Source organism: Arthrobacter sp. Cza30, from assembly GCF_059090765.1.
The window spans coordinates 347,397-373,550 of record NZ_JBNHGA010000007.1; the positions used below are offsets into that span (position 1 = coordinate 347,397).

The 26,154-nt window shown below is 69.3% G+C and carries 23 protein-coding genes; 15 read left to right on the forward strand and 8 right to left on the reverse strand.

Annotation, left to right across the window (positions count from 1 at the left end):
* Nucleotides 1-3: 3 nt before the first annotated feature.
* The 3 genes from AC5RVZ_RS24305 to AC5RVZ_RS24315 are packed head-to-tail and all read right to left on the reverse strand — an operon-like array spanning nt 4 to nt 5,824.
* A complete protein-coding gene (locus tag AC5RVZ_RS24305) occupies nt 4-1,866 on the reverse strand; it encodes a DUF5719 family protein (RefSeq protein WP_494068197.1) in 1,863 nt (620 codons plus the stop codon).
* Entirely contained in the window at nt 1,863-5,246 is a 3,384-nt protein-coding gene (locus AC5RVZ_RS24310) for a glycosyltransferase (RefSeq protein ID WP_494068198.1), read from the reverse strand. Before AC5RVZ_RS24310 ends, AC5RVZ_RS24305 begins: the two co-directional genes overlap by 4 nt.
* A 29-nt stretch (nt 5,247-5,275) precedes the next feature.
* The gene (locus tag AC5RVZ_RS24315) at nt 5,276-5,824 is read right to left on the reverse strand and encodes a WhiB family transcriptional regulator (RefSeq protein WP_494068199.1); all 549 of its coding nucleotides are present in this window, start codon (nt 5,822-5,824) and stop codon (nt 5,276-5,278) included.
* A 272-nt stretch (nt 5,825-6,096) separates the two neighbouring features.
* Between AC5RVZ_RS24315 and AC5RVZ_RS24320 the strand changes: the two genes are divergently transcribed.
* Complete coding sequence (locus tag AC5RVZ_RS24320; RefSeq protein ID WP_494068200.1) at nt 6,097-6,792, forward strand: TIGR03089 family protein; 696 nt, start codon at nt 6,097-6,099, stop codon at nt 6,790-6,792.
* Nucleotides 6,793-6,817: 25 nt separating this feature from the next.
* Here AC5RVZ_RS24320 and AC5RVZ_RS24325 read toward each other — a convergent pair whose 3' ends face one another.
* Nucleotides 6,818-7,390, reverse strand: coding sequence for a GtrA family protein (locus AC5RVZ_RS24325; RefSeq protein WP_494068201.1), 573 nt, complete (start codon nt 7,388-7,390; stop codon nt 6,818-6,820).
* 148 nt (nt 7,391-7,538) lie between these two features.
* Here AC5RVZ_RS24325 and AC5RVZ_RS24330 point away from each other — a divergent pair, with 148 nt between their 5' ends.
* The 5 genes from AC5RVZ_RS24330 to AC5RVZ_RS24350 all read left to right on the forward strand — a co-directional run bounded on the left by AC5RVZ_RS24330 (nt 7,539) and on the right by AC5RVZ_RS24350 (nt 13,314).
* Complete coding sequence (locus tag AC5RVZ_RS24330; protein ID WP_494068202.1) at nt 7,539-8,711, forward strand: 5-(carboxyamino)imidazole ribonucleotide synthase; 1,173 nt, start codon at nt 7,539-7,541, stop codon at nt 8,709-8,711.
* Complete coding sequence (gene purE, locus AC5RVZ_RS24335; RefSeq protein WP_493978647.1) at nt 8,708-9,235, forward strand: 5-(carboxyamino)imidazole ribonucleotide mutase; 528 nt, start codon at nt 8,708-8,710, stop codon at nt 9,233-9,235. Before AC5RVZ_RS24330 ends, purE begins: the two co-directional genes overlap by 4 nt.
* A gap of 52 nt (nt 9,236-9,287) precedes the next feature.
* Complete coding sequence (locus tag AC5RVZ_RS24340; RefSeq protein ID WP_494068203.1) at nt 9,288-10,880, forward strand: LCP family protein; 1,593 nt, start codon at nt 9,288-9,290, stop codon at nt 10,878-10,880.
* Nucleotides 10,881-11,002: 122 nt separating this feature from the next.
* The gene (gene manA, locus AC5RVZ_RS24345) at nt 11,003-12,280 is read left to right on the forward strand and encodes a mannose-6-phosphate isomerase, class I (RefSeq protein ID WP_494068204.1); all 1,278 of its coding nucleotides are present in this window, start codon (nt 11,003-11,005) and stop codon (nt 12,278-12,280) included.
* A complete protein-coding gene (locus AC5RVZ_RS24350; protein ID WP_494068205.1) occupies nt 12,277-13,314 on the forward strand; it encodes a lipid II:glycine glycyltransferase FemX in 1,038 nt (345 codons plus the stop codon). The genes manA and AC5RVZ_RS24350 overlap by 4 nt, the downstream gene beginning before the upstream one ends.
* An 88-nt stretch (nt 13,315-13,402) precedes the next feature.
* On the opposite strand, the gene glpX is transcribed toward AC5RVZ_RS24350, so the two are convergent.
* Complete coding sequence (glpX, locus tag AC5RVZ_RS24355) at nt 13,403-14,392, reverse strand: class II fructose-bisphosphatase (RefSeq protein WP_494068294.1); 990 nt, start codon at nt 14,390-14,392, stop codon at nt 13,403-13,405.
* Nucleotides 14,393-14,670: 278 nt separating this feature from the next.
* On the opposite strand from glpX, the gene AC5RVZ_RS24360 reads away from it, so the two are divergent.
* The 5 genes from AC5RVZ_RS24360 to AC5RVZ_RS24380 all read left to right on the forward strand — a co-directional run bounded on the left by AC5RVZ_RS24360 (nt 14,671) and on the right by AC5RVZ_RS24380 (nt 19,331).
* Nucleotides 14,671-15,231 (forward strand): DUF4245 domain-containing protein, encoded by a 561-nt coding sequence (locus AC5RVZ_RS24360; RefSeq protein WP_494068206.1) that lies wholly within the window; start codon nt 14,671-14,673, stop codon nt 15,229-15,231.
* 61 nt (nt 15,232-15,292) lie between these two features.
* Nucleotides 15,293-15,907, forward strand: coding sequence for a carbonic anhydrase (locus AC5RVZ_RS24365; protein ID WP_493978642.1), 615 nt, complete (start codon nt 15,293-15,295; stop codon nt 15,905-15,907).
* A gap of 122 nt (nt 15,908-16,029) precedes the next feature.
* The gene (locus tag AC5RVZ_RS24370) at nt 16,030-17,457 is read left to right on the forward strand and encodes a class II fumarate hydratase (RefSeq protein ID WP_493978641.1); all 1,428 of its coding nucleotides are present in this window, start codon (nt 16,030-16,032) and stop codon (nt 17,455-17,457) included.
* 290 nt (nt 17,458-17,747) lie between these two features.
* Entirely contained in the window at nt 17,748-19,058 is a 1,311-nt protein-coding gene (locus AC5RVZ_RS24375) for a S8 family serine peptidase (RefSeq protein WP_494068207.1), read from the forward strand.
* A 42-nt stretch (nt 19,059-19,100) separates the two neighbouring features.
* Entirely contained in the window at nt 19,101-19,331 is a 231-nt protein-coding gene (locus tag AC5RVZ_RS24380) for a hypothetical protein (RefSeq protein WP_494068208.1), read from the forward strand.
* A 2-nt stretch (nt 19,332-19,333) separates the two neighbouring features.
* Here AC5RVZ_RS24380 and AC5RVZ_RS24385 read toward each other — a convergent pair whose 3' ends face one another.
* Nucleotides 19,334-19,804: an NUDIX hydrolase gene (locus tag AC5RVZ_RS24385; protein WP_494068209.1), complete on the reverse strand. Its 471-nt coding sequence runs from the start codon at nt 19,802-19,804 to the stop codon at nt 19,334-19,336.
* Between the two features lie 9 nt (nt 19,805-19,813).
* Entirely contained in the window at nt 19,814-20,320 is a 507-nt protein-coding gene (locus AC5RVZ_RS24390; RefSeq protein ID WP_494068210.1) for a prepilin peptidase, read from the reverse strand.
* A 56-nt stretch (nt 20,321-20,376) separates the two neighbouring features.
* Between AC5RVZ_RS24390 and AC5RVZ_RS24395 the strand changes: the two genes are divergently transcribed.
* From AC5RVZ_RS24395 to AC5RVZ_RS24410, 4 genes are all read left to right on the forward strand, one after another.
* Nucleotides 20,377-21,165 (forward strand): hypothetical protein, encoded by a 789-nt coding sequence (locus AC5RVZ_RS24395; protein WP_494068211.1) that lies wholly within the window; start codon nt 20,377-20,379, stop codon nt 21,163-21,165.
* A 380-nt stretch (nt 21,166-21,545) separates the two neighbouring features.
* Nucleotides 21,546-22,475, forward strand: a complete 930-nt coding sequence (locus AC5RVZ_RS24400) for an AfsR/SARP family transcriptional regulator (RefSeq protein WP_494068212.1) — start codon at nt 21,546-21,548, stop codon at nt 22,473-22,475.
* 138 nt (nt 22,476-22,613) lie between these two features.
* A complete protein-coding gene (locus AC5RVZ_RS24405; RefSeq protein WP_494068213.1) occupies nt 22,614-23,237 on the forward strand; it encodes a response regulator in 624 nt (207 codons plus the stop codon).
* 1 nt (nt 23,238) lies between these two features.
* Nucleotides 23,239-24,573, forward strand: coding sequence for a sensor histidine kinase (locus AC5RVZ_RS24410; protein ID WP_494068214.1), 1,335 nt, complete (start codon nt 23,239-23,241; stop codon nt 24,571-24,573).
* 132 nt (nt 24,574-24,705) lie between these two features.
* Here AC5RVZ_RS24410 and phoH2 read toward each other — a convergent pair whose 3' ends face one another.
* A complete protein-coding gene (gene phoH2, locus AC5RVZ_RS24415) occupies nt 24,706-26,103 on the reverse strand; it encodes an RNA 5'-3' helicase PhoH2 (protein ID WP_494068215.1) in 1,398 nt (465 codons plus the stop codon).
* Between the last annotated feature and the right edge of the window lie 51 nt (nt 26,104-26,154).

Below are 26,154 nucleotides of genomic sequence, written 5' to 3' on the forward strand. Positions count from 1 at the left end.
TCCCTAGTACCCGATATCGACCGGCACCGCGTTCTGCGCCTGCGTGCCGGCGGGCACCGGCAGGACCGCAACGTCGGGAGCGCCGCCGTCGGTCAGGACCTGGGCGCCGTAGACGGCGTCGCCGGACGCGCTGATCAACAGGGCCGCGGCGTCGGCGCCGTCTGCCCGGGGATCCAGGGTCACGGTGGTTCCGGCGGGCACCGTCACCGCCTGCTTCTCCCCTAGTTTGCCCTTCGGATCCACCGGCGTGATTTCCACCCGGGCGTCCCCGGACGGCGCGCTGAAGGCCATCCGGGAGCTGACACCGCCCGGCACGACCGCCAGATGGTTGCTGCCGAGGCGGCCGGTCGCGGGTGACCACCCGAAGTCCACCGGTTCGCCCGCCTCGGTTCCCCTGCTGACCCGCGCGGCGGCAGCGATGGACACGTCGGCGCTGATTTCGACGGAATACGTGCCGGCGGGCAACGACTCCAGCGGGACCCTGGTGACGCTGCCGGCCGCCGCGGTGACGACTCCGCCGCCGGGGAGGCCGACCGGGCCGTCGGAACCGAAGACGCGCACTTCCAGGACGGCGTCGGTCACGCCGGGCACCGCCACGTCCAGCGCCGGCGCCGCGTCCTCGTAGCCGTCCTGGGTTCGGATCGCCCGTGCCGGTTTCTGGTCCTGGACGGTGATTCCCGTGACCACCTGGCGCGCGCCGGCCGGGGCCGAGGCCTGCAGCAACTCGACGCCGCCAGGGGTCAGCTGGCGCAGGATGCTCTGCTGGATGAAGCCGGTCACCGGGCCGCCGGAGGACTGCACGCGCACGGCCAGGGATTCCTGGTTCGCGGCCACTCCCGCCAGCACGATGGAGCGTGACTCCCCGGGAGCGACCAGCAGCCCGCGGGTGCCGGCAGCCTGGACCTGCCCCTCGGACGAGACCAGTTCGAGGTCGACCGAAGAGGGTGTCTGGGAACTGTTGTGCAGTTTCAGCACGGACGTGGTTCCCACGGTGGTGGACGCACCGAGCAGCCAGAAGTCATTGTCCGGTGCCATGCAGTTGGCAGCGGCCAGTCCGCGCAGGTCGCCGTCGGAGGCCCGGTAGGTCATGGCGGCGCCGGCCAGCGCGGTGGACTCCCCCAGCGGGGCGGCCCGCAGCACGGTGGGAGCGGACAGATCCTGTCCGGACACCACGGACGCCACCATCTTGGTCTCGCCGGAGGACTCTTCCGTCGGTTCCGCGATGCGCGCGAGCGGAGTGCCCGCGCCCAGTTCCGTCAGCTCGCTGCCGGGGACGTTGCCGCCGAGGTCGCTGAGCACCAGGGCCCGCGCCCTGGTCTGCGCCGTGGTGGAGACCGGACTGAACTGCGGATCGGTGTCTTCGGCGGCGCTGTCCAGCAGTCGCAGGGGCTCCGGGCAGACCGCCGTGTAGTCTCCGGCCGGAACGGCAGCGGACACGGGCGGCCGCTCGGCGGCCGCGCCCGGCACCTCCACCAGGCTGCCGGCGGCTACCGCCGCTCCGGTCAGCAGCAAAAGGCCCGCCCCGGAGACGGCGCCCAGCATCCGCCGCCCGCCGCGCTTCGGCGTGCCGCCGGCGGTGGAACTGCCGGAGCGTGCGGCAGGTTTGCCTGCGGCGGCATCGCGTGTGCGGTCGCGCCGCGCGGCCCGCTTGGCGGCCTTGCGGTCGACCGGCTGCACGGGCTCGGCCGCCCCGTCCCGGTCCGGCTGCACGGGCTCGGCCGCGCCTTCCCGGTCCGGCTGCACGGGCTCGGCCGCGCTTTCCCGATCCGGCTGCCCGCCGTCAGGTGCGGATGCGGCAGCGGCCGCTGGCCCGGTCGCCGCCTCTGTCGCCCGCGGCTCCTCGCCGCGGCCACCCGTCTCCGTCATCGTTGCTGTCCTTTTCCGGCCAGGGCAACTGCGCCGCCGTCGGCCGGGTCTTCGAATGCCGCCCTGCGCAGTTCGGCGGGGCGGGCATCCGCCCCGGTGGTCTTGATGTGGTCGATGCGGCGCGGCACTAACCGCCGCCGGGCCGGGATCGGTATGGCGAGCAGGACGGTCAGTCCGATGGCGAGCACCTGAAGGATGCCAATCCACGGCGACCACGGGCTCGAATAGCCGATCTTTACCGTACCCGCTGCTGCCGGCACTTCAAACGCCTGGGCCCAGCCGTCCTGCGAGGATTCCAGGGGCCGGCCGTTCAGGGTGGCCGTCCAGCCCGGGTCCGTCCGCTCGGCCAGGATCAGCCGGCGTCCGGGCTCGCCGGCGGGAATCTCGCCGGCCGCCGCGGTCCAGCCGGACGGCACGGTTTGCAGCAGGTCGCCGTTGGCATCGACCAGGCGCACCCGGGCGGTCAGTTGGCCGGCCGCGGTGCCGTCCTTACCGGTCGCTCCGACGACCCGCCAGAGCCAGCCGGAGTCGGTGCGTCCCACGGACGTCAGCCCGGGCACGGCGTCGATCCGGCCGGCGAGCAGTTCGGCCGCCGTATCGGATTCCTGCAGCACCACGAAGTCCACGCCGAGCCGCACCAGGGACGGCCGCGGATCCACGCCGGTGCCCGCCACGATGACCGCCACCGTGTTCCGCAATTCGGCGTCGGCGTCGTCGTCGGAGCGCACCTGGGCTTCGGTGAGCGGACCGGCCAGGGCCCGCGCCGAGTAAATGGCCGAGAGTTGGTCCAGGGTGGTGCCGCTGCCGTGCATCACGGCAGCGGTCACCGCGCCGCCGGATCCCGCCGTCAACACGAGCGCACGGGCCTGTTCCGGCCCGGTCCCGCTGTCCGCAGAGGTGGCCGGCAGCGTGCGGCCTGCCCCGGGCGCCACCGCCATCTGCGTGCCGAAGTCCGTCAGGGTCCGCGCCTCGCTGGACGGTGTGTAGCCGGTGAACTGGGGCACCAGCCAGTGCGCCAGGCTCGCCGCCGGGCCCAGGGCCATGAGGACGGCGGCGGCCACGGCCACGGTGCGCCGCAGGCCCGAGGCCGGGCGCCGCGCAGCGGCCAGGTCGTGCCGCAGCCGGTCCCCGGCGATCAGTGCCGCGCCCAGGAGCAGGAACAGGGCCAGCGAGACAAAGGGACCCGTGAACGGTGTGACCACGGCGCCCGGAGCGACGGCGGTGGCCAGCAGCGATGAACCAAAGGAGGCCGCGAGGGTCAGGAACGCGCCGAGCCAGAGCAACCGTGCGCGGCCGGCACCCTTGCCCGTGACCGCCCCGGCCACGGCCAGCGCCAGCACCGGCACGGCGACGACGAGCGCGTAGACGAGCGCCCACGGACCCTGGGCCAGTCCCTCCAGCATCCCGGCCCCGGCCAGCCCGTCGGCGGGGCCGAAGGCGAGCGGGAAGCCCATCAGCTGCTGCCACAGCGGGGCGGCGTGGAAGGCCAGCGGCAGGCCGGGATCGCCCAGCAGCGCGCGCGGCTGGTCCAGCCCGGCGACCAGCATCGGCAGGGCGAGCGCCAGCGGCGGGATGAGCGCCCACCAAACGGTCTTGGCCCGGCGGCGCAAGGCCAGCATCAGGACGGCAATAAAGACGACGACGACCGGCAGCAGCGCCGGTGCCGACGCCGTGATCCCGGCCAGGCAGAGTCCCGCCGCTGCCGCCGCCGTCCAGGAGGGATTCCCGTTGATCCCGGGCTTGTGCACGGCTTCGTGCGGCAGCAGGGGCCGGTTGGCGTCGGCGCGTTGGACGGCGGAGCCGGTGGCGCGCAGCAGGCCCAGCACGGCCCACGGGATCAGCAGGTGGGCGATCAGCGCGCCCAGGCGGCCCGTACCCAACGCGACCTGGAACGCCGGCACGCTCGCCCAGAACATCGCGGCCCAGAAGCGCAGGCCGCGCCGCTGCGTGAAGGCCCCGGCAGCAAACCATGCGCCGGCGGCGGCCAACGGCATGGCCAGCAGCACCAGCGTAAGGACGGCGGCGGAACCGTTCCCCAGGCCCAGCACGGCCAGGACCGCCAGCACGTAGCCGAAGGGGTCGCCGTGCCCGGGGACGCCGGAGCCAAGCGAAATCCACCAGCTGGACGCGTTGTGCCAGATTTCGGCGACGGTGGCCGAGACCGGCAGCAGTCCGCCGCCCACCAGCGCCGGCGCCCCGAAAAAGTCAAACATGCCCACCGTGGACACGAGGGCCAGCACGACGGCGGCGGTCACCAGTCCCGTACCCACCCAGGTCCGGGCGGGCGCGGCGAGGGCAGCGAAGTCGTCGGATCCGCCGGTGGGCTGGTCGCTGCTGCCGGCATCCGATCCGGAGCCGTCGCCCACGACGCCGGCGGCGAGCTCGGGCCGCAGCGACTCGGCCAGTGAGCGCCGGTAGGCCCAGACCTCGCGCCGCGGGACCATCAGCGGGCGCACTATCGCCCGCGAGGTCCTGCGGGTCCTGGCGGCCTGCCGCCGGGACGCGAAAAAGCCAGCGGGACGGAACAAGGCGGCAAGGGTGGCGCCCAGTTGCCGCAGCCCGTGCATCGGGTCCTTGGCCACCACCGAGGCCAGGAAGCTGTACAGCCCGCCGAGCAGGGCCCCGAGCCACAGGAACGGGACCTCCCACCAGGCCGCATGCTTGAGCCGCAGGTGGATCTGCGCCTTGCGGGCTGCCCTTGCGGTGCTGTGGTCGCCGGTCCGGGTGGCGTGGCGAACCCTCGCGGTGGGAACAACCACCACGCGGTGGCCGGCCAGCCGGTTCCGCCAGCACAGGTCCACGTCATCACCGGTCCCGGGCAGGGCCGGATCGAACCCGCCCAGCTGGTCGAAGACGTCGCGGCGCACCAGCATGCCGGCGGAGTTGACGGCAAAGAAGTCGCTGCGGCCGTTGTACTGGCCCTGGTCCATCTCGTCGACGTCGATCATGGTCAGCCGTTCGGCCCAGCGGCTCACGGTCAGGCCCACGTCGACCAGCCGGCGCGGGTCGTCCCAGTCCACCTGTTTGCAGCCGGCGATGGTTACCGACGGTGCCGTTTCCACGGCGAGCAGCAGTTCCTCGAGCGCATCAGGCTCCGGGGCGGAATCATCGTGCAGCAGCCACAGCCATTCCTGGGCCGGACCGTCGTCCGGGGCGTGCTTGGGCAGCTCGGCCAGCCCCACCCGGACCGCGGCGCCGAACGCGGCGCGGTGGGAAGCGGCGGCCACCAGGCTGCCGGCGGGCAACTGCGCGCGCAGCAGGTCAGCGGACCCGTCGGACGATCCGGTGTCCACCCCGACGTGGGCATCGGCGGGTCTCGTCTGCCGGGCCAGGGCGGCCAGGGTTTCGGGCAGGCAGGAAGCGCCGTCGTGGGCTACCACGACGGCGGTGACGCGAACTTGCTGCTGAATTAGAGCGCTCTTTTCCGTAGCCGGCGGCGCTCGCGCTCCGACAGGCCTCCCCAAATGCCGAAACGCTCGTCATTAGCCAGCGCATACTCCAGGCACTGCGAGCGCACCGTGCATGCCCCGCACACCTTCTTCGCGTCGCGTGTGGATCCGCCCTTCTCGGGGAAGAACGCTTCCGGGTCCGTCTGGGCGCACAGGGCATCGGCCTGCCAGCCGAGTTCCCCCTCGTCCTCATAGCCGGCGCCGAAGCCCGGCAGCCCGATCCACTGCGGTTTCGGCGCCGGGTCGGCCTCGGCCGGTTCCCGGAGCAGGCGCGGAGCAGCCAGCTCCAGCACCTCGGCCCCGGGTCCATCGGCCAACGCTTCGTGCGCGGCGAGGAAGGCGGTGGCCGCGTCCTCGAGTGTCTGTTGGCTGGATTCGCGGAAGCGTTCTGCCGCCGTCGGATCTGCCGGATCCACATACCAGTCTGCCGGTACGCCGCGCGATCCGTGCGATGCCGAAGCCTGCGCTTCGAGCTCCCGCCGGTGCGCACTACGTTCTGCCTGCCCCATCAGCCCTCCCGGAGTTCCTGTACCAGCATGGTGCTAGATTCATGTGCAGCGCTGGATCTCAGTGCCGGACACAAGCATGCTGTTACACGTTTAATAACTAATTACATGGGTGTAATACGTTCAAGTCAAGCGCCGGCGGAAATCTTAGAGACCCGGCAGCGAAATCCGCGTACGCCACGCGAGGGCCCGCCCCCGTGATGTACGTCACAAACACCGCGTGCATACCCCAGCCGGCCTCCGGCTGAGCCACGAACCCGACCTTAAGGAGCACCGTGAGCACCCCCGCCACGATCAACGACCTGTTGGCCCGGCTGCGCCCGGGCTCGTCCCCCTGCCTGGTCTGGTACGGCCCGGAGGGCGAACGCATCGAGCTGTCCGGGCGCGTGCTGGACAACTGGGTGGCCAAGACGGCGAACCTGCTGGCCGAGGAACTGGACGCCGCCGAGGGTACGGGCGTGGGTCTTCTGATGGAGCCGCACTGGCGGTCGATGGTCTGGGCGCTGGCCGCGTGGCAGGCCGGTGCCACCGTCCGGCTGGGCGAGGGCGCCCGGACCGCCGATGTGGTGGTGGCGGCGGATCCGGCCCTCTTGGTGCGCGACGGCGGCGGACACCAGGTCCTGGTCGCCCTGGGCGCGCTCCAGTTGCGCTGGCCCGGGGAACTGCCCGACGGCGTCCTCGATTACGCGGCCGAGGTCCGGTCCTACGCGGACGACTACCTGGGAATCGATTCCCTGGCGGCAAACGGCTTGGCCCTGGAGTACGACGGCGGGGCACTCACCTTCGCCCGGCTTCTGGACCGGCCGACGGCCGCCGGGAACCTGCTGGTGCCGGCGCAAACCCCCTGGCCGGATGTGCTTCGCGAAGCCCTGGCAACCTGGCAGGGCGGCGGCACGGTCGTGCTGGTGCACCCGGAGGTAGGGGTGACCCAACGGTTGCTGGACAGCGAACGGGTCACCGTACAACTGTGAACCTTCGATCCGGCCCGGGCCCCGCCTAACCGCGCGCCGTGCCCGATGCCTGGGGGCCGTCGACCTCCGGCGCGGCGTCCGCGGGAGACTGGTCGGCATGCTCCTCGGGGTGGCGCTCGAAGATCTTGCGGTCCTCGGCAAACTCCGGCTCGGCGTCCAGCTCAACGTTGAACACCAGGAACCGGTAGGCGAAGAAGCGCATGACGGTAGCCAGCACCGTGCCGACGATGCCCGCGAACAGCAGCATGGTCCGGTCCGTCACCTCCAGCGGGTAGCGGGCTATCCAGACGCAGCCGGCGGAGACCACCATGCCGATGACGTTGATGACGACGAACAGCACCAGTTCGCGCAACACGTTCGCCTGGCGGCGATGTCGGAACGTCCAATAGCGGTTGGCTACCCAGGAGAACAGGGTCGCCACGGAGGCGGAAACGAACCGCGCCTTCACCACGCTGTCGTCCATGGGCCCGTTGATCAGCCACCAGTACACGCCGTTGTCCACGATGAAGGCGATCCCGCCGACCGTGCCGAACTTCGCCACTTCCCGCCAAAAAAGGGACACAATGGCGTGCAGGCGCTCGGAAATAGTTCGGTTCATGATCGAAGGTGGATCCCTTTCGCTCGGATGCCGGAGCAGAGCCGGCCGACGCACTATTGTATTGCGCCAGTCTGGGCGTTACCTAGGACGTCCCCGCCGCGCGAAGCGCAATGCGGCTCGTCCGGTGCCTGTTCGGTACCCTGACTAGGTGAGTTTTCCCGTGATCGGCGTAGTGGGCGGCGGCCAGCTTGCCCGAATGATGGCCCCCTGTGCGGTAGAGCTCGGCTTTGAACTGCGTGTTCTGGCCGAGGCCGCCGATGTTTCCGCGGTCCCCGCCGTGGCCACGGCACCGGTGGGCGACTACCGCGACCTGGAGGCGCTGCGGGGCTTCGCGGAGGGCCTGGACGTGATGACCTTCGATCACGAGCACGTCCCCACCGAACATCTGCAGGCCCTCATTGCCGAGGGCGTCAACGTGCAGCCGCATCCTGACGCGCTGATCCATGCGCAGGACAAGCTGGTCATGCGCGCCGTGGTGGACAAGCTGGGGCTGCCAAACCCGGTGTGGGCCTCCGTCTCCGGCGTCGACGAGCTGGTTGCCTTCGGCGCCAGGATTGGCTGGCCGGTGGTGTTGAAGACGCCGCGGGGAGGCTACGACGGCAAGGGAGTGCGGATCATCCGCGATGCGAACGCCGCCGCCGAGGCAGCCGACTGGTTCACCGGCGGCGCGCTGCTGGTCGAAGAAAAAGTCGAGTTCAGTCGGGAGCTCTCAGCGCTGGTAGCCAGGACTCCGTCCGGCGAAGCACGGGCCTGGCCGGTGGTGCACACCATCCAGGTGGACGGCGTCTGTGACGAAGTGATCGCGCCGGCACAGAACCTGCCGGCGGACGTCGCCGAGGCGGCCCAGCAGGCGGCGCTCCGGCTGGCCGACGAGCTGGGCGTCACCGGCGTGATGGCCGCCGAGTTGTTCGCCACCCCGGGACGCGGAGCAGGCTTCGTGATCAACGAACTGGCCATGCGTCCGCACAACACCGGCCACTGGACCCAGGACGGATCGGTCACCAGCCAGTTCGAGCAGCACCTGCGGGCCATCCTGGATTTGCCGCTGGGCGATACGTCCCTGCTCGGCGGCGCCGTCGTCATGAAGAACTACCTGGGCGGCGCCAATACGGACCTGTTCTCGGCCTACCCGCGCGCGCTGGCCGCCGAACCGTCGGTCAAGCTGCATGGCTACGGCAAGTCCGTCCGTCCCGGCCGGAAGATCGGCCACGTCAACGTGGTGGGCCGCGACGCCTCCCAGGTGGAGGAACTGCGCCGGCGCGCGGACCGCGTCGCTGCGATTGTCCGCGACGGCGTGGACCCCCAGGAAGGCAAACCATGAGCAACAAGCCGATAGTCGGCGTGGTGATGGGCTCGGATTCCGACTGGCCCGTCATGGAAGCCGCCGCCCGGGCGCTGGAGGAATTCGGCGTCCCCTACGAGGCCGACGTCGTCTCCGCGCACCGCATGCCCGAGGACATGATCGGTTATGGCCGCGACGCTCACTCCCGGGGACTGCGGATCATTATCGCCGGCGCCGGCGGCGCCGCGCACCTGCCCGGCATGCTCGCCTCCGTCACCCCGCTGCCGGTGATCGGGGTGCCGGTGCCCCTGAAGTACCTGGACGGCATGGACTCCCTGCTCTCCATCGTGCAGATGCCCGCCGGCGTGCCGGTGGCCACGGTGTCCATCGGTGGAGCCCGCAATGCCGGGCTGCTGGCCGTGCGGATGCTGGCAGCCGGCGGTGACGAATTGGCCGGGCGGCTGCAGCCGGCCCTGCTCGAGTTCGCGTCCGGCCTGCGCCGGGCCGCCTACGACAAGGGAGCCGCGCTGCGTGAACGCGCAGCAGGCTCCGGCGAGGCCTAGGACGGTGGGTCCCCAGCCGCCGAGGAAGCCGTCGGGGTCTTCGGCGCGCGGGGTGACCGATCCGGTCCGCTACCCCCAGCACGCTCCGGCGCCGGTGCGCACCAAGCGCGCCTTCGTCCTGCTGCTGCTGACCCTGCTCGTCCCGGGCAGCGCGCAGATCGTGGCCGGGGACCGCCGGCTGGGCCGGCGCGGCCTGGCCGTGACGCTGCTGGCCTGGGCGGCCATCCTGGCCGCGGCCGTCATGGCCCTGGTGAACTGGCCGCTGCTGGTGAACCTGGCCACCGACCGGTGGGGTTCGCTGGCCCTCATTGTGGTGCTGGCCGCGCTGGCCCTGTTCTGGGCGTTCCTGTTCTTGAATACCCTGCGCATCATCAGGCCGAACCTGCTCGCCCCGGGCGCCAAGCCGGCGGTGGCGGTGACGCTGGTTGCCCTGATGGTGCTCACCAGCGGCAGCCTGGGCTACGCCGCCTACCTGCTCAACGTGAGCCGCAACGCCTTCAGCTCCATCTTCGAAACCCGGCCCGCGTTCGACCCGGTGGACGGCCGCTACAATTTCCTGCTCATGGGCGGCGACGCCGGCGCGGGACGCGTCGGGCTGCGTCCGGACAGCATCCAGGTGGTCAGCGTCGACGCGAAGACCGGCCAGACCGTCATGTTCGGCATCCCGCGAAACTTCCAAAACGCCCCGTTCCCGGCGGACTCGCCAATGCGCGAGGTCTATCCGGAAGGCTTCAGCTGCGGTGACGAGTGCATCATCAACGCCCTCTACGTCGACGTGGAGCAAAACCACGCCGACCGCTACCCTGACGCCAAGAACCCGGGCGCGGAAGCCATGAAGGACGCCGTGAGCGGGATTCTGGGCATCGAGATCCAGGCCTATGCCCTCGTGGACATGGACGGCTTCGAAGCCCTGGTCGACGCGATGGGCGGCATCACGGTCAAGGCCGGCGGCTGGGTGCCTATCTCCAACAGGACCATCCCCGGCACCAATCAGCACTACCCGCCGAAGGGCTGGATCGCCCCGGGCGTCCAGGAACTCGACGGCTACCACGCCCTCTGGTACGCCCGCTCCCGCGAATTCGCCACCGACTATGACCGTGTCCAGCGCCAGCAGTGCGTGATGTCGGCCATGGTCAAGCAGCTGGACCCGGCAACGGTGCTGACCCGCTTCCAGCAGTTGGCCGAGGCCGGCGAACAGGTCGTCGAGACGGACATTCCCAGTTCCCAGCTGGGCAGCTTCGTCTCGCTGGCGCTGAAGGCCAAAGACCAGAAGGTGAAGCGCCTGACCATCGGACCGCCGGACTTCGGCACCGCCGCGGAGAATTTTGTCACCTACCCCGACTTCTCGGTGATCCACCCCCGGGTCCAGGAGATGTTCAACCAGGAAGAGCAGACCGGGCAGAAAAAGCGCAACGACGACGGCGGCGGCACCGACGGCGACGACGGCTCCGGCGGCGGAGGGACCGATGCCGGCGAGGGCGGGGCCGGGCCCGCGGACGAGGCGGCACCGGATGCGGCCGACGCCCCGGAGGCGCCGGCGGAACCCCAAATCACCGCCGAGTACCTCCAGCAGCTGGCCGAGATCGGCGATACCACCACGCTCGGTGCCCTGGTGGCCAACAACGGCAAGTGCTCGGTCCCCTGATCCGGGCCTGATGCCGCGCCCGGTCAGGCGACATCTCCCCGGTGCCGGGCGGACCGGCGGAATGCTGCAACGGCACGGGGTCTGAGAGGATCGTTGGAACAAGGACGAGGAAGAGGCTTCACATGTATCGGTTGACGAATGTAGTGCGTCCCTATGCCTGGGGCTCGACGACGGCGATAGCCGAGCTGTTCGGGCGGGAACCGTCCGGCGGACCGGAAGCCGAACTCTGGATCGGCGCGCACCCCGACTCCCCGTCACGGGTGCAGCTGGCCGGCGGCGAACGGCCGCTCGACGAGTTCATCAAGGAGAATCCCGGCGCCGCCCTGGGCGAGACGGTCCTGGGCATGTTCGGCGCCACGCTGCCGTTCCTGACCAAGGTCCTGGCCGCCGATTCCGCGTTGTCGCTCCAGGTCCACCCCACGCTCGAACAGGCCCGCTCGGGGTTCGCCGCGGAGAACGCCGCCGGCATCTCCTTCAACGACCCGCAGCGCAGCTACCGCGACGACAACCACAAGCCGGAGATGATCTTCGCGCTCAGCGACTTCCAGGCGCTGTGCGGTTTCCGCCCCCCGCGCGATGCCGCGCGGCTGCTGGCCGGGCTGAAACCACGGCTGGCGGACGCCGGGGCGGCCCTGGAGCTCCTGGACGAGGTCCTGGAGCTGCTGGATGGCGCCGACGAGGAGACGGCCCTGCGCGGCGCCTTCCTGGCGCTGCTCGACGGCGGAGAGCGCTCCACCCGGCTCGCCGCGGACACGGCCCGCCTGCTGGCGGACGCGCCGGCCGGCAGCCTGGGCACCGAATACGCAGCGGTCGCCCGCCTGGGCGAACTGTATCCGGGCGATCCCGGTGCGTTGATCTCGCTGCTGCTGAACCTGGTCGTCCTCTCCCCCGGCCAGGCACTGTGCCTGCCGGCCGGAAACATCCACGCCTACCTGCAGGGTCTCGGTGTGGAGGTCATGGCGGCCTCGGACAACGTGCTGCGCGGCGGCCTGACACCGAAGTTCGTCAACGTGCCCGAACTGGTGAAAATTACCGACTTCCGGCCGATCGCCCCGCCCATGGTGAAACCCACCATGACCGATGCCGGCCAGGAACTGTACTGCCCGCCCTTTGCCGAGTTCCAGCTCCAGCGCATCGAACTGGCCGACGGCGGCAGCCCGGTGCCGCTGGCCCAGCACGGTCCCGCGATCGTGCTGGCCGTATCCGGCAGCGTACTGCTGGACTCCCCGAAGTCCGACCTGATGCTTGGCCGCGGCGAGGCGGCGTTCATCCCCGACACGGAACAACCGGTGAACGTCCATCCGGCCGGAGACACCGGAACGGGCGCGGTGCTGTTCGCGGTGACCACCTCTGGCGGCATACATGAATTCGATCAACAACGAACGGGAGCAACACTTTGACTGCTTCGATCCTGCAGTCCGCGCCCTGGGCCGACTTTCAACGCAGCCTGGGCAAACAGGTCTTCGAACGCAGCGGTGACGGCTGGAACTTCCTGGCCATCGCGGAAAAGACGCCCCTGGGCCGGTTCCTGTACGTACCGTACGGCCCGGCCGCGGCGGACAACGCGGCCCTGATCCGCGCGCTGGCCGCACTGCAGTCCCTGGCCGCGGAACAACGCGCCCATTACGTAAGGATCGAACCGGTCGGCACGGACCTCGGCGAGCGGCCGCAGGCGGCGCTGCAGTCGCTGGGCCTGGTCAAGGCACCGGTGGACGTCCAGCCGAAACTGACCTGGATGCTGGACCTGAGTCAGCCGGAAGAGGACCTGCTGGCCGCCATGCGCAGCACCAGCCGTAACCTGTACCGCAATATCCACAAGAAGGGCGTCACGTTCGATGTCTCCACCGACCCGGAGGACATCGATATCCTGCTGGGTTTCCTGCGCGACGTCTCCGAGCGTGCGGAGTTCAAGGCCCAGTCCGATGACTACCTGCGGCACGCGGCCCGAACCCTGGTTCCGGCCGGCGCGGCCAAACTTTTCATCGCCCGGTTGGACGGGCAGCCGATCGCGGCCGCGCTGTCCTACGACACGGAGGCCACCCGGGTGTATGCGCACGCCGCGGCGGACGACGCCCACCGCAAGCTCAACGCCGGGATTCCGCTGGTAGTGACGATGATGATGGACGCCCGCGCCGCCGGCATCCGCCACTTCGATATGTGGGGCGTCAGTCCCGAGGACGAGCCCGACCACCCGTGGGCCGGTTTCTCCCGGTTCAAGCGTTCCTTCGGCGGCTACGAGGTCAGCTATCCGGGCAGCTGGGACCTGCCTGTCAACCAGCTCATGTACCGGGCCTACCTGCTCACGCGCTCGGCCCGCGAAGCCGTAACGCCCGCCGTGCACAAGGTCCGCGCCGCGGTGTTGCCGGCCGCCGGCAAGGCGCGCGCCGCCGTCGTGCCGGCCGTGCGCAAGCTGCGCGGCACGCTCCCCCGCTGACCGCCCCGCGGATCCGTCCCGGGACGAAGAGAGGAAAACCCCGCACCGGCTCGGGCCGGTGCGGGGTTTTCATTCTCCGTGCGGTTCGCTAGAGCTTCCGCTCGAAGCGGTCCCACTTGTATTCCTGGTGCTCGCCCTCGACGATGCGGATCGTGCCCGACTTGGAGCGCATCACGATCGACTGCGTCAGGACCTTGTGGTTCTTGTAGCGGACGCCGCGCAGCAGGTCGCCGTCGGTGATGCCGGTGGCCACGAAGAAGCAGTTGTCGCTGGTGACCAGGTCATCGGTGGTCAGCACCCGGTCCAGGTCGTGCCCGGCGTCGATGGCCTTCTGCTTTTCCTCGTCGCTGGTGGGCCAGAGCCTGCCCTGGATCACGCCGCCCAGGGACTTGATGGCGCAGGCGGTGATGATGCCCTCGGGGGTGCCGCCGATGCCCATCAGGACGTCGACGTCGGTGCCCTCGCGGGCGGCCGCGATGCCGCCGGCGACGTCGCCGTCCATGATGAACTTGGTGCGTGCGCCGGCGGCGCGGATCTCCTCGACATACGGCTTGTGCCGGTCGCGGTCCAGGATCATCACGTTGATCTGGTTGACCTTCTTGTTCTTGGCCTTCGCGATCAGGTGCAGGTTCTGCTTGATGGGCAGCCGCAGGTCCACCAGGTCCGCTGCTTCGGGCCCGGTGACCAGCTTTTCCATGTAGAACACGGCCGAGGGGTCGAACATGGTGCCGCGCTCGGAGACGGCCAGCACGGAGAGCGCGTTGTTGATGCCCAGCGCCGTCAGCCGGGTGCCGTCGATCGGGTCCACGGCGACGTCGCACTCGGCGCCGGTGCCGTCGCCGACCTTTTCGCCGTTGAACAGCATCGGGGCCTCGTCCTTTTCGCCCTCGCCGATGACGACCACCCCGTTGAAGCTGACGGTGGACAGGAACGCGCGCATGGCGTCCACGGCGGCGCCGTCGGCGGCGTTCTTGTCCCCGTAGCCGACCCAGTGGCCACCGGCAATCGCCGCGGCTTCGGTGACGCGCACCAGTTCCAGCGCCAGGTTTCGGTCCGGCTCGTTGTCGCCGACGCGCATGGACGGCGGAAAGTTGGAAAAGGGGTCAGCCTGGGCTTCGTGGGACACTTCGACCTCATCTTCGAGTAGCTCTTCAGACAGCACCGGCTGCGGTGCCGTGATGGATGCATCTGCGGTGCGGACATCTTCCATTGCTTTCGATCATAGTCGTCGCCGCCACGGGGGCCAGCGCGCGGGCCGCCCGGGCCGCCCTCTGGTGCCGCGGGCGTGTGCGCACAGGGGCGGGCATCTGAGATCATGGAACGGTGAGTGAAGCGCGTCCAGAAGAATCGACCGAGTTGCCCGTCAAGCCAGTGCTGACGGCCAAGCAGGCCAACCGCGCGAAGGCCCCGGTGGTCGGCATGCTGATGGCCGTGGGACTCTCCCTCGCCGTGCTGCTGCCGGTGATGTTCCTGAACCCGGGCAGCAAGCCCGACGTCTACGAACGTAATATTGACGTCCCGGGGGTCGCCCTGCAGGCCGAATCCACGGCCGGTTACCTGCCGCTCGCCGTCGACCTCCCGGCGGGCTGGACGTCCAACTACGCCCGGTGGAATACCGGGGGAACCGCGCAGGTGGCGGCGTGGGAAGTCGGCTACATCACGCCGGGCGAGGAGTACATCGGACTGATCCAGACCGACAAAGCCAACCCCACCTGGGTCGGCCAGACAACCGACAACGCGCCGGTCACCGGCGACCGCGAAGCGGGTGCCACCTGGGAACTGCGCGACGCCGGCGCGGGCGAGCGCAGCCTCGTGCTGGAGCACGGCGGATTCACCGTCATCCTGACCGGCACCGCGGAGCTGGACGAATTCGATGTCCTGGCCACCGCGATCGTGGAAGACCTGGACAGCAAGTAATCCCTCCCCGACACGGAAACCGGTGCGCGGGCCGGGACGCACGAAGCAGTAAGGTTGCTTCGTGCCCACCTCATTGACCCCCGCCCAGGCCTGGCAAAAACTCATCGACGGCAACGCCCGCTTCGTGGCAGGCACGTCAGTCCACCCGAACCAGGACGCCGCCCGGCGCAGTTCGCTGGTCAACGAGCAGCATCCGTTCGCCATCATCTTCGGCTGTTCCGACTCCCGGCTGGCCGCCGAAATCATTTTCGACCTGGGACTCGGCGATGCGTTCGTGGTCCGCACCGCCGGCCACGTCCTCGGTGACGCGGTGATCGGATCGCTCGAGTACGGCGTGGATGTGCTCAACGTTCCGTTGATTGTCATCCTGGGCCACGACAGCTGCGGCGCCGTGACCGCGGCAAAAAACACGATCGACACCGGTGAAATGCCGCGCGGCGGCCTGCGGGACCTCGTGGAGCGGATCACGCCGTCGGTGCTCGCCGCCCGGCGTGCCGGCCTCGAAGACCTCAACGACATGGTGATCGAAAACGTGCGGCAGTCTTCCGAACGCCTGCTGGACAGTTCGCGGGCCATTTCGGAGGCGGTCGAGGCCGGCCGCACGGCCGTCGTCGGCGTGGCCTACCGGCTGGCGGACGGCCGCGCCGAGCTCGTCGCAGGGCACGGAGCCCTTTAGCGACGCACTGGCGGGACGCCCCGCCCGGTGGCCCCAGGCTCGGTCGGCGCCGCGTCATCCAAGCCGCCGCCGTGCCGCAACACAATTCGGAACCGGTGCGCCGCAGGCATAAGCTTGGAGCCATGACTTCTGCTGATTCTGCTGAATACCGCATCGAACACGACACCATGGGCGAGGTCCGCGTTCCGGTCAACGCCCTCTACCGTGCGCAGACCCAGCGCGCCGTCGAGAACTTCCCGATCTCCGGCAAAACGCTGGAGCGCGCCCACATCGAGGCCCTGGCCCGGATCAAGAAGGCTGCCGCCACCGCCAACGCCGAACTGGGCGTCCTGGACGGCGAGCTGGCCAAGGCCATCGCCGCGGCGGCGGACGAAGTAGCCACGGGCAAGTACGACGGCGACTTCCCGATCGACGTTTTCCAGACCGGTTCCGGCACCTCGTCGAACATGAACACGAACGAGGTCCTGGCCGAGCTGGCCACCCGCGCGCTGCGGGACGCCGGCAGCGACAAGACGGTCCACCCGAACGACCACGTCAACGCCTCGCAGTCCTCCAACGACGTCTTCCCGACCTCGGTGCACGTGGCCGCCACCTCCGCCCTGATCAACGAGCTGATCCCCGCGCTGGACTACCTGGCCGCTTCCTTGGAGCGCAAGGCCGAAGAGTTCAAGGACGTGGTGAAGTCCGGCCGCACCCACCTGATGGACGCGACGCCGGTCACCCTCGGGCAGGAATTCGGCGGCTACGCCGCCCAGGTGCGCTACGGCATCGAACGCATCGAGGCATCCCTGCCGCGCGTGGCCGAGGTTCCGCTGGGCGGCACCGCCGTCGGCACCGGCATCAACACCCCGGCCGGCTTCCCGCAGCGCGTGATCGAACTGCTGGCCGCCGACACCGGCCTGCCGCTGACGGAGGCGCGCAACCACTTCGAGGCGCAGGCCAACCGCGACGGCCTGATCGAGGCCTCCGGGCAGCTGCGCAACATCGCCTACGCGTTCATGAAGATCAACAACGACCTGCGCTGGATGGGTTCGGGCCCGAACACCGGCCTGGGCGAGATCGCCATCCCCGACCTGCAGCCGGGTTCTTCGATCATGCCCGGCAAGGTCAACCCGGTGATCTGCGAGGCGGCGATCATGGTCGCCGCCCAGGTCGTGGGCAACGACACCACCATCGCCTTGTCCTCCACCAACGGCGCCTTTGAGCTGAACGTGGGCATCCCGGTGATGGCCGCCAACCTGCTCGAGTCCATCCGCCTGCTGGCGAACACCTCGCGCGTCATGGCGGACAAGATGATCGACGGGCTGACCGCCAACGTGGAGCGCGCCCGCTTCCTGGCCGAGGCCTCCCCCTCGATCGTGACCCCGCTGAACAAATACATCGGCTACGAAAACGCCGCCAAGATCGCCAAGCACTCGGTCCAGGAAGGCCTGACCGTGCGCGAATCGGTCATCGCGCTCGGCTTTTTGGAGCGCGGCGAACTGACCGAAGAGCAGCTGGATTCTGCGCTGGACGTGCTCTCGATGACCGTCCCGCCGCAGGCCAAATAGCAGGCCGGTCCATCGCGGATCCTGAAGGGCGCTCTTGCTTCGGCAGGGGCGCCCTTCAGCGTGCACGGTGCCGCCGGCCGCCGCTCACCTGGGCCGGATCGGCATTAGGAAGGGGCCCTGCTGCCTTTTTTGGCCCCGACCGGCTGAAACGATTGCCTTGGAGCTTGAACCGTCGGCCTCCGGGACTAGGATGAGGCGCACACGTCCCCGTGGACGGCGGGTTAACGGCCCATTCCGGGCCGCCTGCCGGCCCGTCGGGGACCCGGTGGAAGAGTGTCCAGGAGGTCTCCGTGATTGGCGATTCGCAGCCCCCGTCCCTGGCGACGGCCGACTATTCCCTGCCGGGGCAGCCGAAGACCACCGGACGCTTTGTCGTCGTCTTTTACGGCCCGGCCGAGGAGTGTGCCGGTATCCTGGCCGACGCCGCCGGCCTGTCGAATGTCGCGGACAGCCGCGATTTCGGCACCCGCGGAGTGGACCCGGACGCGGCCTCCGGCGCCGACGCGACGGTCTTCGCAAACCTGGGCATCGCCGTCGTCGCCGCCGGACCGGACCAGATCAGTTCGCTCCAAGTCAGTTCCGCTGCCCGGCACCGTGTCCTCTCGGTCTCGCCGGAACTTATCCACGACGTGCTCGGTCCGGCCGAGGACTACGCCGCCGGCTACCGCGACGGCGTGACCGACCTGTCCGGCCGGCTCGCCGCGCGGCGGCACGAGCGCTACGAAGCGGGCCCCGCGCCGGCGGGCTTCGCCGACAACAACAATTTCACCTGGGGTCAGCAGGCCACCAGGGCCGTCTCGTCGCCTTATTCCGGCCAAGGCGTGCGCGTCGCCGTGCTGGACACCGGATTCGATGAGGCGCATCCGGATTTCGCCGGACGCAGCATCACCAGCGCCTCCTTCATCCCCGGCGAGCCGCAGCAGGACGGACACGGCCACGGCACGCACTGCATCGGGACCGCGTGCGGCCCCAAGGCCCCCGGCACCGGCCCGCGCTACGGCGTGGCCTACGAAGCGGAGATCTTCGCCGGCAAGGTGCTCAGCAACGCCGGTTCCGGGACCGACGCCGGCATCCTCGCCGGGATCGACTGGGCCGTGGGCAACGGCTGTGCCGTCATCTCCATGTCCTTGGGAGCCGACGTCGCACAAATCCACCCGCCCTACACGGCCGCAGGGAGCCGGGCGCTGGAGCAGGGTTCCCTGATCATCGCCGCCGCGGGAAACAACGCCGACCGCCGGAAGGGCGAGCTCGGGTTCGTCGGCGCCCCGGCGAACAGCCCGTACATCATGGGGGTAGCCGCGCTGGACAAGGCCCTGGAGGTCGCGTTCTTTTCCGCCCGCAGCCTTCCCCTGCGCGGCGGGCAGGTGGACTGCGCCGGCCCCGGGTTCCAGGTGTATTCGTCCTGGCCCATGCCGAAGCGGTACAACACCATCAGCGGCACCAGCATGGCGACGCCCCATGCCGCCGGCGTGGCGGCCCTGTGGTCAGAGGCTACCGGCCGGCGCGGCCTGGAACTATGGGCCACCCTGGTGCAGGAAGCGGAGCGGTTACCCGTGCCCTCCGTCGACGTCGGGGCGGGGCTGGTATTTGCCCCGCAGTGACCTGCTTCCCCCGGAAGGGGGCGCCGGACCTATCATGGGGGTATGCAGATCACCGTGACGGTGCGCCACGACTACCTCTCCGATACCGGGCGGATTGCCGAGCAGTTGGCAGCCGGCGGCATGCGGGTGGAAAACGTGTTGTCCACCTTGGGCATGATTACCGGTTCATTGCCGGAGGGACAGCGTGCCGCTGTTGCCGGAATCGAGGGCGTCGAGTCCGTGGACGAGGACCGGCAGTTCGTCCTGCCCCCTCCCGACTCCGATATCCAATAGGGTCAGCGGACAAATTCCGGGACGCCCCCGGCCCGCAAGGCCGCCTTCAGCCGGTCGCGATGGTAGTCGGTCAGCTCCGGCAGCTCGTCCAGCCCGAACCAGCCGACCTCGGACGACTCGTCGTCGTTGACCCGCGCTTCGCCGCCCACCTGCCGGCACCGGAAGGTCAGCGTCAGGAACTGGGCCCGGTCCCCGTTGATGAACTCCATCGGACCGCCCGCGTGGACCTCGGCCAGGTGCTCGACCTCGGCAACGACGCCCGTTTCCTCCCAGACCTCGCGCACCACGCCCGCGGCGGGCTGCTCCCCCGGGTCCAGGATGCCGGTGATCAGCGTCCACCGCCCGTTGTCGGCGCGCCGGCCCAGCAAGACGCGGTTGCGCCCATCCAGCACAACGGCGGTGACACCGGGCAACCAGAGCAGGTCGTGGCCGATTTTGTTGCGCAACCGGAGGATGAAGTCGGGAGTAGGCATGGCCCTAGGCTACGTCGGCAGCAGCAGCGCCGCCCACGTGCCGGCGATCATGAACGGCCCGAACGGGATGTCGCTGTGCAGCGATCCGCGCCGCAGCACTACCAGCAACACCCCGTACGCGCCGCCCAGCAGGAAGGCCGCAAACGTCCCCAGCAGCAGGTGTTCAAACCCCAGGTAGCCCAGGTACATCCCCAGCACCCCGGCCAGTTTGACGTCGCCGAATCCCATGCCGGCTGGATAAATGAGCCGGACGGCGAAATAGAAGACCCAGAGCAGTGCGCCGCCGGCCGGCACCCGCCAGAACATGCCGGCTTCGTATCCTCCGAGGGAGGCCGCAAGCAGCAGCACCCCGGATACCGCGTAGGCCGGGAAAATGATGCGGTTCGGCAGCCGGTGCGTCCTCAGGTCGATCCAGCTCAGCCGGGCTCCGATCACCAGCAGATAGCCGCCGGCGGCCAACAGCATCCAAAACGCGAATGCACGGCCGGGCCACAGCAGCGCCAGTTGCTCGACCATGGACCCAACCTACTGCACCCGCCTGATCCCCGGGAGCCGGCGGCTACACTGTGGATATGAACGGCGGGAGCGTGCTCAAGGCCGGCGACGCCGCCGGCAACGCGGAGATCTTCAGGTGCCTCTGCCGCTCTTCTCCGTGGAAGTGGGAATCGCTGCGGTTTGAGCTCCGGGCCGTCCACCCGGATGCGCCGGAGCCGGACGCTTCCGGTGGCATGCTGCGTGCCTGGACCCGGCGCCCCGGAGCGCTTCGGGTCGAGTCAGCCGACGGCAGGCTGCTGTACAGCACCACCGGCATTAACGATTCCCGGGACGGTTTCTACGTCAGCGCGACACGCAAGTCGTGGCTGTTGCCTCCGCATCTGGTGACGCCGGTATTCAACGACCTCCATCTGGTGCGCCGCCGGCCCGAGGCCGCCTACGGTGAGCCGGTCTTCGGCAACGGGCGCTGGTCCGCGATGCTGGATCCGGTTGAGCTGGCCGGCAACGCGCCGGTGGCCTATGAGGCGCCCTTCGCCAACCCCGTGGAGATCCATGATCTGCGCGAGGTCGAGCACCAGGGCCGGAGGGCGTTAGAGGCGGTCGTCTCGCCCAACCAGACGTACGTTCCGTACGACGCCGGCCATCCGCTGCTTCCCGAGGGCCGCACCGAGGTGCGGGTCGACTGGCGGACCGGCGTCTGTGTTTCCGCGGTGGCCATGGACGGGCCCCAACAGGGCGGCGGTCATTCGTTGACCATCCTCGGGGTGGACGAATACATGCTCGACGACCTGTTCCTCGAGGTCAGCATGAACCTCACCGACGTGCGGGAGCACATTCCCTGGCCCGTGCGCCCCAATCCCGCCTGAGGGCGCGGCGGAGCGCACCGGCCAGCACCGGCGTCAGCACACGCCGGCCGCCCGGGTGCAACACGCCCGGTGGCACTCCGGTCGTCCGGACGGTGCAGGACGCGCGGCCGGGCCCTGGCGTTGAGGGGTGGGGCCAGGGCCCGGCGGCGTGCGCCCGGCCGGCCGGCCGTGCTGCGCCGAAGCCACCGGGGTCACGAGTTCAGAGTCCCCGTTCATCCTTGGAAAAAGCCGGTGCCGTCCCAGTCCCCCTCACATTAGGGGTATCGGCACCCCTCAGGCGCGGCTGTCCCGACGTCAGGGAGTCAGCGCACGATGGTAGTGCACTCATTGGGGGGTGCGTGCTGCGAGGGGGAATCGTGGAGCAATTGAGTGGATGGGCCATGCCCATGACCGTGCAAATGATCGGGAACTTACGGATACGTCGCGGCGAAACCGTGTTGACCGCCGACAAACTGGGCGGCCCGAAGCCGCGTCAAGTGCTGGAGATCTTGCTGTTGCACGTTGGTTCACCGATGTCGAAGGACCGGCTGGTGCACCTGTTGTGGAGCGGCCGCGCCCCGGGTGAAGCGCTGGCCACGTTGGAGAGCTACGTCAGCATCCTGCGGCGCAACCTGCAGCCTGGCTGCGCAAAGACGGGACCGCTGCGCACAGCCAACGGCGGCTACATGATTGACCGGGACATGGTCGACGTCGACCTGCACCGCTTCCAGGCCCTGGTGCGGGCCGCCGAGTTTGCCGAACCGCCGAGGGCCTACCCCTTGTTGGTCGAGGCGTTGTCGCTCGCGTCGGAGCCGCTGCTGGGTGACGAGCTGACTCCCGATTGGGCGGAAGAGGCCCGTTCGGGCCATGCGGAAACGGTGCAGCACGCCCAACAGTTGGCTGCGGAGGCAGCGCTGGCCTTGCATCGGCCCGACGAAGCCGTGCTCTGGGCCCAGCGGTGCGTTGCTGCTTCTCCGCTGAATGAAGCGGCGTGGACAGTCCTGATCCGAGGCCTGGAACTTTGCGGACGGCATGCCGACGGGTTGCAGGCCTACGAACGGTGCCGTCGGTTGTTCGGCCGCGACCTCGGTTGTGCCCCCGGCCCGGCCCTTCAGGAGGTTCACGTGCGGCTGCTGGAGGCCACCGCTGACGCCCAGTCCGGCCTTTCAGAAGTTCTGGCGGCGCTGCTGCTGCTCAACGAACGGCTGACCCCGTCCGCAGCAAGGCACCGGAAGGAACATTTCACAGTCGACGCCACGGCCGGACCCCAGTACATGGCGGCGGGAGACATTGTCAGCTCGTTCCTGCGCAAGGCGCTCGCAGCCAGCTGAGGGCGGGAAACCCGCCGGACCCGGTATGTACTTCCCGGCGCGCGCCGTGCATACTCGTGGTGGGGTCAAGTCCTTCGTGTCTTGAGTTGGGGAACTGGAGTGAGCTCTTTGGGGGAGCAAAAACTAACAATCGCCGTCGTGGATGATCACACGACCTTCGCGGAGTTGCTGTCTGATGCGCTGGACCGGGAAGCGGATCTGGTCAATGTGGGCAGCGCCGCCGGCGTGAGCGAGGCGGTTGCGTTGTGCCGCCGGGCCCGGCCCGACGTGGTCATCATGGACTACCACCTGCCCGACGGCGACGGGGTCAGCGCGGCCGAGCAGATCCTGCAGGCTGCCCCGGAGACACGGATCATCTTGTTGACCGGTAACCCGTCGCTGAATGTACTGGCGCGCGCCGCCGCCTCGGGTCTTTGCGGTTTCCTGCCCAAAGACGGTTCCCTGTCGACGCTGCTCGAGACGGTCCGGAACGCCAGGAGCGGCAGCATGTCGGTCTACCCGTCCGCGCTCACTCGATACGTCACCGCTCCACCGGCTACGGCAGCGGACAGGCCTGCCCTGACCAAACGCGAGCACCAGGTACTGGCCCTCATGGCGGCAGGCAACGATGTCCGCACGAATTCCCGGAGGTTGGGCATATCCCCGCACACGTGCCGGGGATACGTGAAGTCGATCCTGGCCAAGCTCGGCGCACATTCACAGCTGGAAGCCGTCGCCACCGCCCAGCGGCTGGAACTGCTGGACGGCGGGCATGGTCGTTGACTTGGCCGCGCAGGTCCGGCGCAGCATCCTCGCTGAAAAACCCTCTGGATCCCGCCGCCGGAAGCCCTCTGAAATGCAGGCGGCCCTGCGCCGCTTCGCACTGTCGGGGCTTGCGGCACTGATCATCGTCACGGTGCCGGTGATCATGGTCGCCCGCTCGCTGGCTGCCGACCATGCCCTCCTCCACGCTGCGGAACGCACGGCACAAATCGTCGACCACCAATTCGCCCAGGACGTCACGGAGGCGGCGCTGGCCGGGGTTCCGGAGGCCCTGGCCGAATTGGACAGCGAAGTGGACCCGATGATCGACGACGGCCACATTTTGCGGGTCACGGTCCGGGATCTCGACGGCTCGATTGTCTATTCCGACGTCGATGAGCTGATCGGCCGGCAGATCGACCTGCCGGCCCGGCTCCTGGCCCAAGTGCAGGGGGATGCACCCGTCAGCGTCGTCGAAGATCCTCCCGACGGCAACATCTTCGGGCTGGGCCGCGCCGAGCTGGTCAACGTGTATATGCGGGCACAGGCCGGGGATGGAAAGGACTACATCTTCGAACTGACTCACCCGGCGAACGAAATCAACCGCATGCAGGACGAGATGCTGGGCATCCTGCCTGTCATCCTCGTCGCGTTGGCCGTGCTGCAGTTGCTCCAGCTCGGACCGGCACTTCGAATGGCGCGCCGCATGCGGAGGGCCAGTGAAATCCGGCGTGGACTGCTGCAGAAATCGATGGCGGCCTCCGAGGAGGAACGCCGGCGTTTGGCCCGGACCCTCCACGACGGCGTCATCCAGGAGCTGGCGGGGCTGGCCTACAGCCTGGAATCGCGCGAACAGCAGCAGACCGCTTCGGACAGCGACTTTCATGCGCTGGCACGGAACATGGTGAAGGGCAGCATCGACGACTTGCGCCGGCTCACGCTGACGCTGTACCCGCCGGACCTGTCGGCTGAGGGCCTGCCGGCTGCGCTGGACGGATTAAGTATGCCGGTCCGCCAACGGGGAGCCGACTGGCAACTGGAGATCGATTTCCCCGAGCCCGCCGCTTTCGCCCGCCCCGATTTGCTCTACCGGGCGGCACGTGAAGCCGTGACGAATGCTTCCAAGCATGCGTCCGCCCGGCTGGTCAAGGTTTCGCTGAGGCAGTCCAGCAATGAAGTGGTGCTGGAGGTCGTCGACGACGGCGTCGGCTTTACTCCTGACGCCGCCCGACGGGCCGAACACATCGGCCTGCGGATCATGCGCGACACCGTCCGCGAAGCCGAGGGTACGCTGCACGTTGAATCTGCCCCCGGGGCCGGCACCCGGATCGTCATGGCCTTTCCTTCCGGGCAGTAGTTTCCGGGCGCCTGCCAGGGCGCAGCCAGCGGCAACCCCCCGGCGCGGTGAGGCGACGACGGCCGGCTGCCTTCGGCGGGAAGCGGGCCGCGCCGCGGCCGCCCGCTTCCCGCCGATGGACGGGAACGCCGGCTAGATCTCGGCGCCCTCCAACAACTCCGTGACCAGGGCCGCGATGGGCGAACGCTCCGACCGTGTCAGCGTCACGTGGCCGAAGAGCGGGTGCCCCTTGAGCGTTTCGACGACGGCGGCGATGCCGTCGTGCCGCCCGACCCGCAGGTTGTCACGCTGCGCCACGTCGTGCGTGAGGACGATCTTGGAGTTCTGGCCGATCCGGCTCATCACCGTCAGCAGCACGTTCTTCTCCAGCGATTGCGCCTCATCCACCACCACGAACGAGTCGTGCAGCGAGCGGCCGCGGATGTGGGTCAGCGGCAGCACCTCCAGCATGCCGCGGTCCATGACTTCCTCGACCACTTCGGTCGAAACCAGGGCGCCAAGCGTGTCGAACACCGCCTGGGCCCACGGATTCATTTTTTCCGATTCGGAGCCGGGCAGGTACCCGAGTTCCTGGCCGCCGACGGCGTACAGCGGCCGGAACACCACCACCTTCCGGTGCTCGCGACGCTCCAGGACCGCTTCCAGCCCGGCGCACAGTGCCAGGGCGGACTTGCCGGTACCGGCCCGTCCGCCGAGGGAGACTATCCCCACCTCGGGGTCCATCAGCAGGTCGATGGCCAGCCGCTGTTCCGCGGAGCGTCCGTGCAAGCCGAACACGTCGCGGTCGCCCTTGACCAGGCGGACCTGTTTGTCGGCTCCCACCCGGCCCAGGGCGGATCCGCGAGTGGAGAGCAGCACCAGTCCCGTGTTGGCGGGCAGCTCCGCGGCCTCCGGGATGAACACCGGCTCGTGACCATACAGCGCGGTCACGTCGTCGTCGGCCACATCCAGCTCGGCCACCCCGGTCCAGCCGGAGTCCTTGACCAGTTCGTTGCGGTACTCGTCCGCGCGAAGCCCCAGCGCAGACGCTTTCACCCGCAGGGGCAGGTCCTTGGAGACCACGGTGACGTTGCGGCCCTCGACGGCGAGGTTCTTGGCCACGGCCAGAATCCTGCTGTCGTTGTCGCCGCCGCGGAATCCAGCCGGCAGCACGTCGGACGAAACATGGTTGAGCTCCACCCGCAGCGTGCCGCCCTCCTGCCCCAGCGGTATGGGCTGGTCCAGGCCGCCGTGCTGCACGCGCAGGTCATCCAGCAGACGCAGCGCCTGGCGGGCAAAATAGCCCAGCTCTGGGTCGTGCCGCTTGCCTTCCAACTCCGTGATCACCACCACCGGCAGGATCACCTCGTGCTCGGCGAAGCGCAGCAGTGCCCGCGGATCGGACAGCAGCACGGAGGTGTCCAGGACAAACGACGCCCGCGCTGTTTCCCGTTCCCCGGCGGAAACAGAACGACCGGACGAGGTGGCAGCGGCTGGCTGCTTCCCGGGTCCGGTCGTGGCGGCTGGATGCGGATTCTTGCTGGCGGTCATGCTTGCTCCCGTCCGGAGCGCGACGGCTCCGACTGTGTGAAGCGGGGCGTG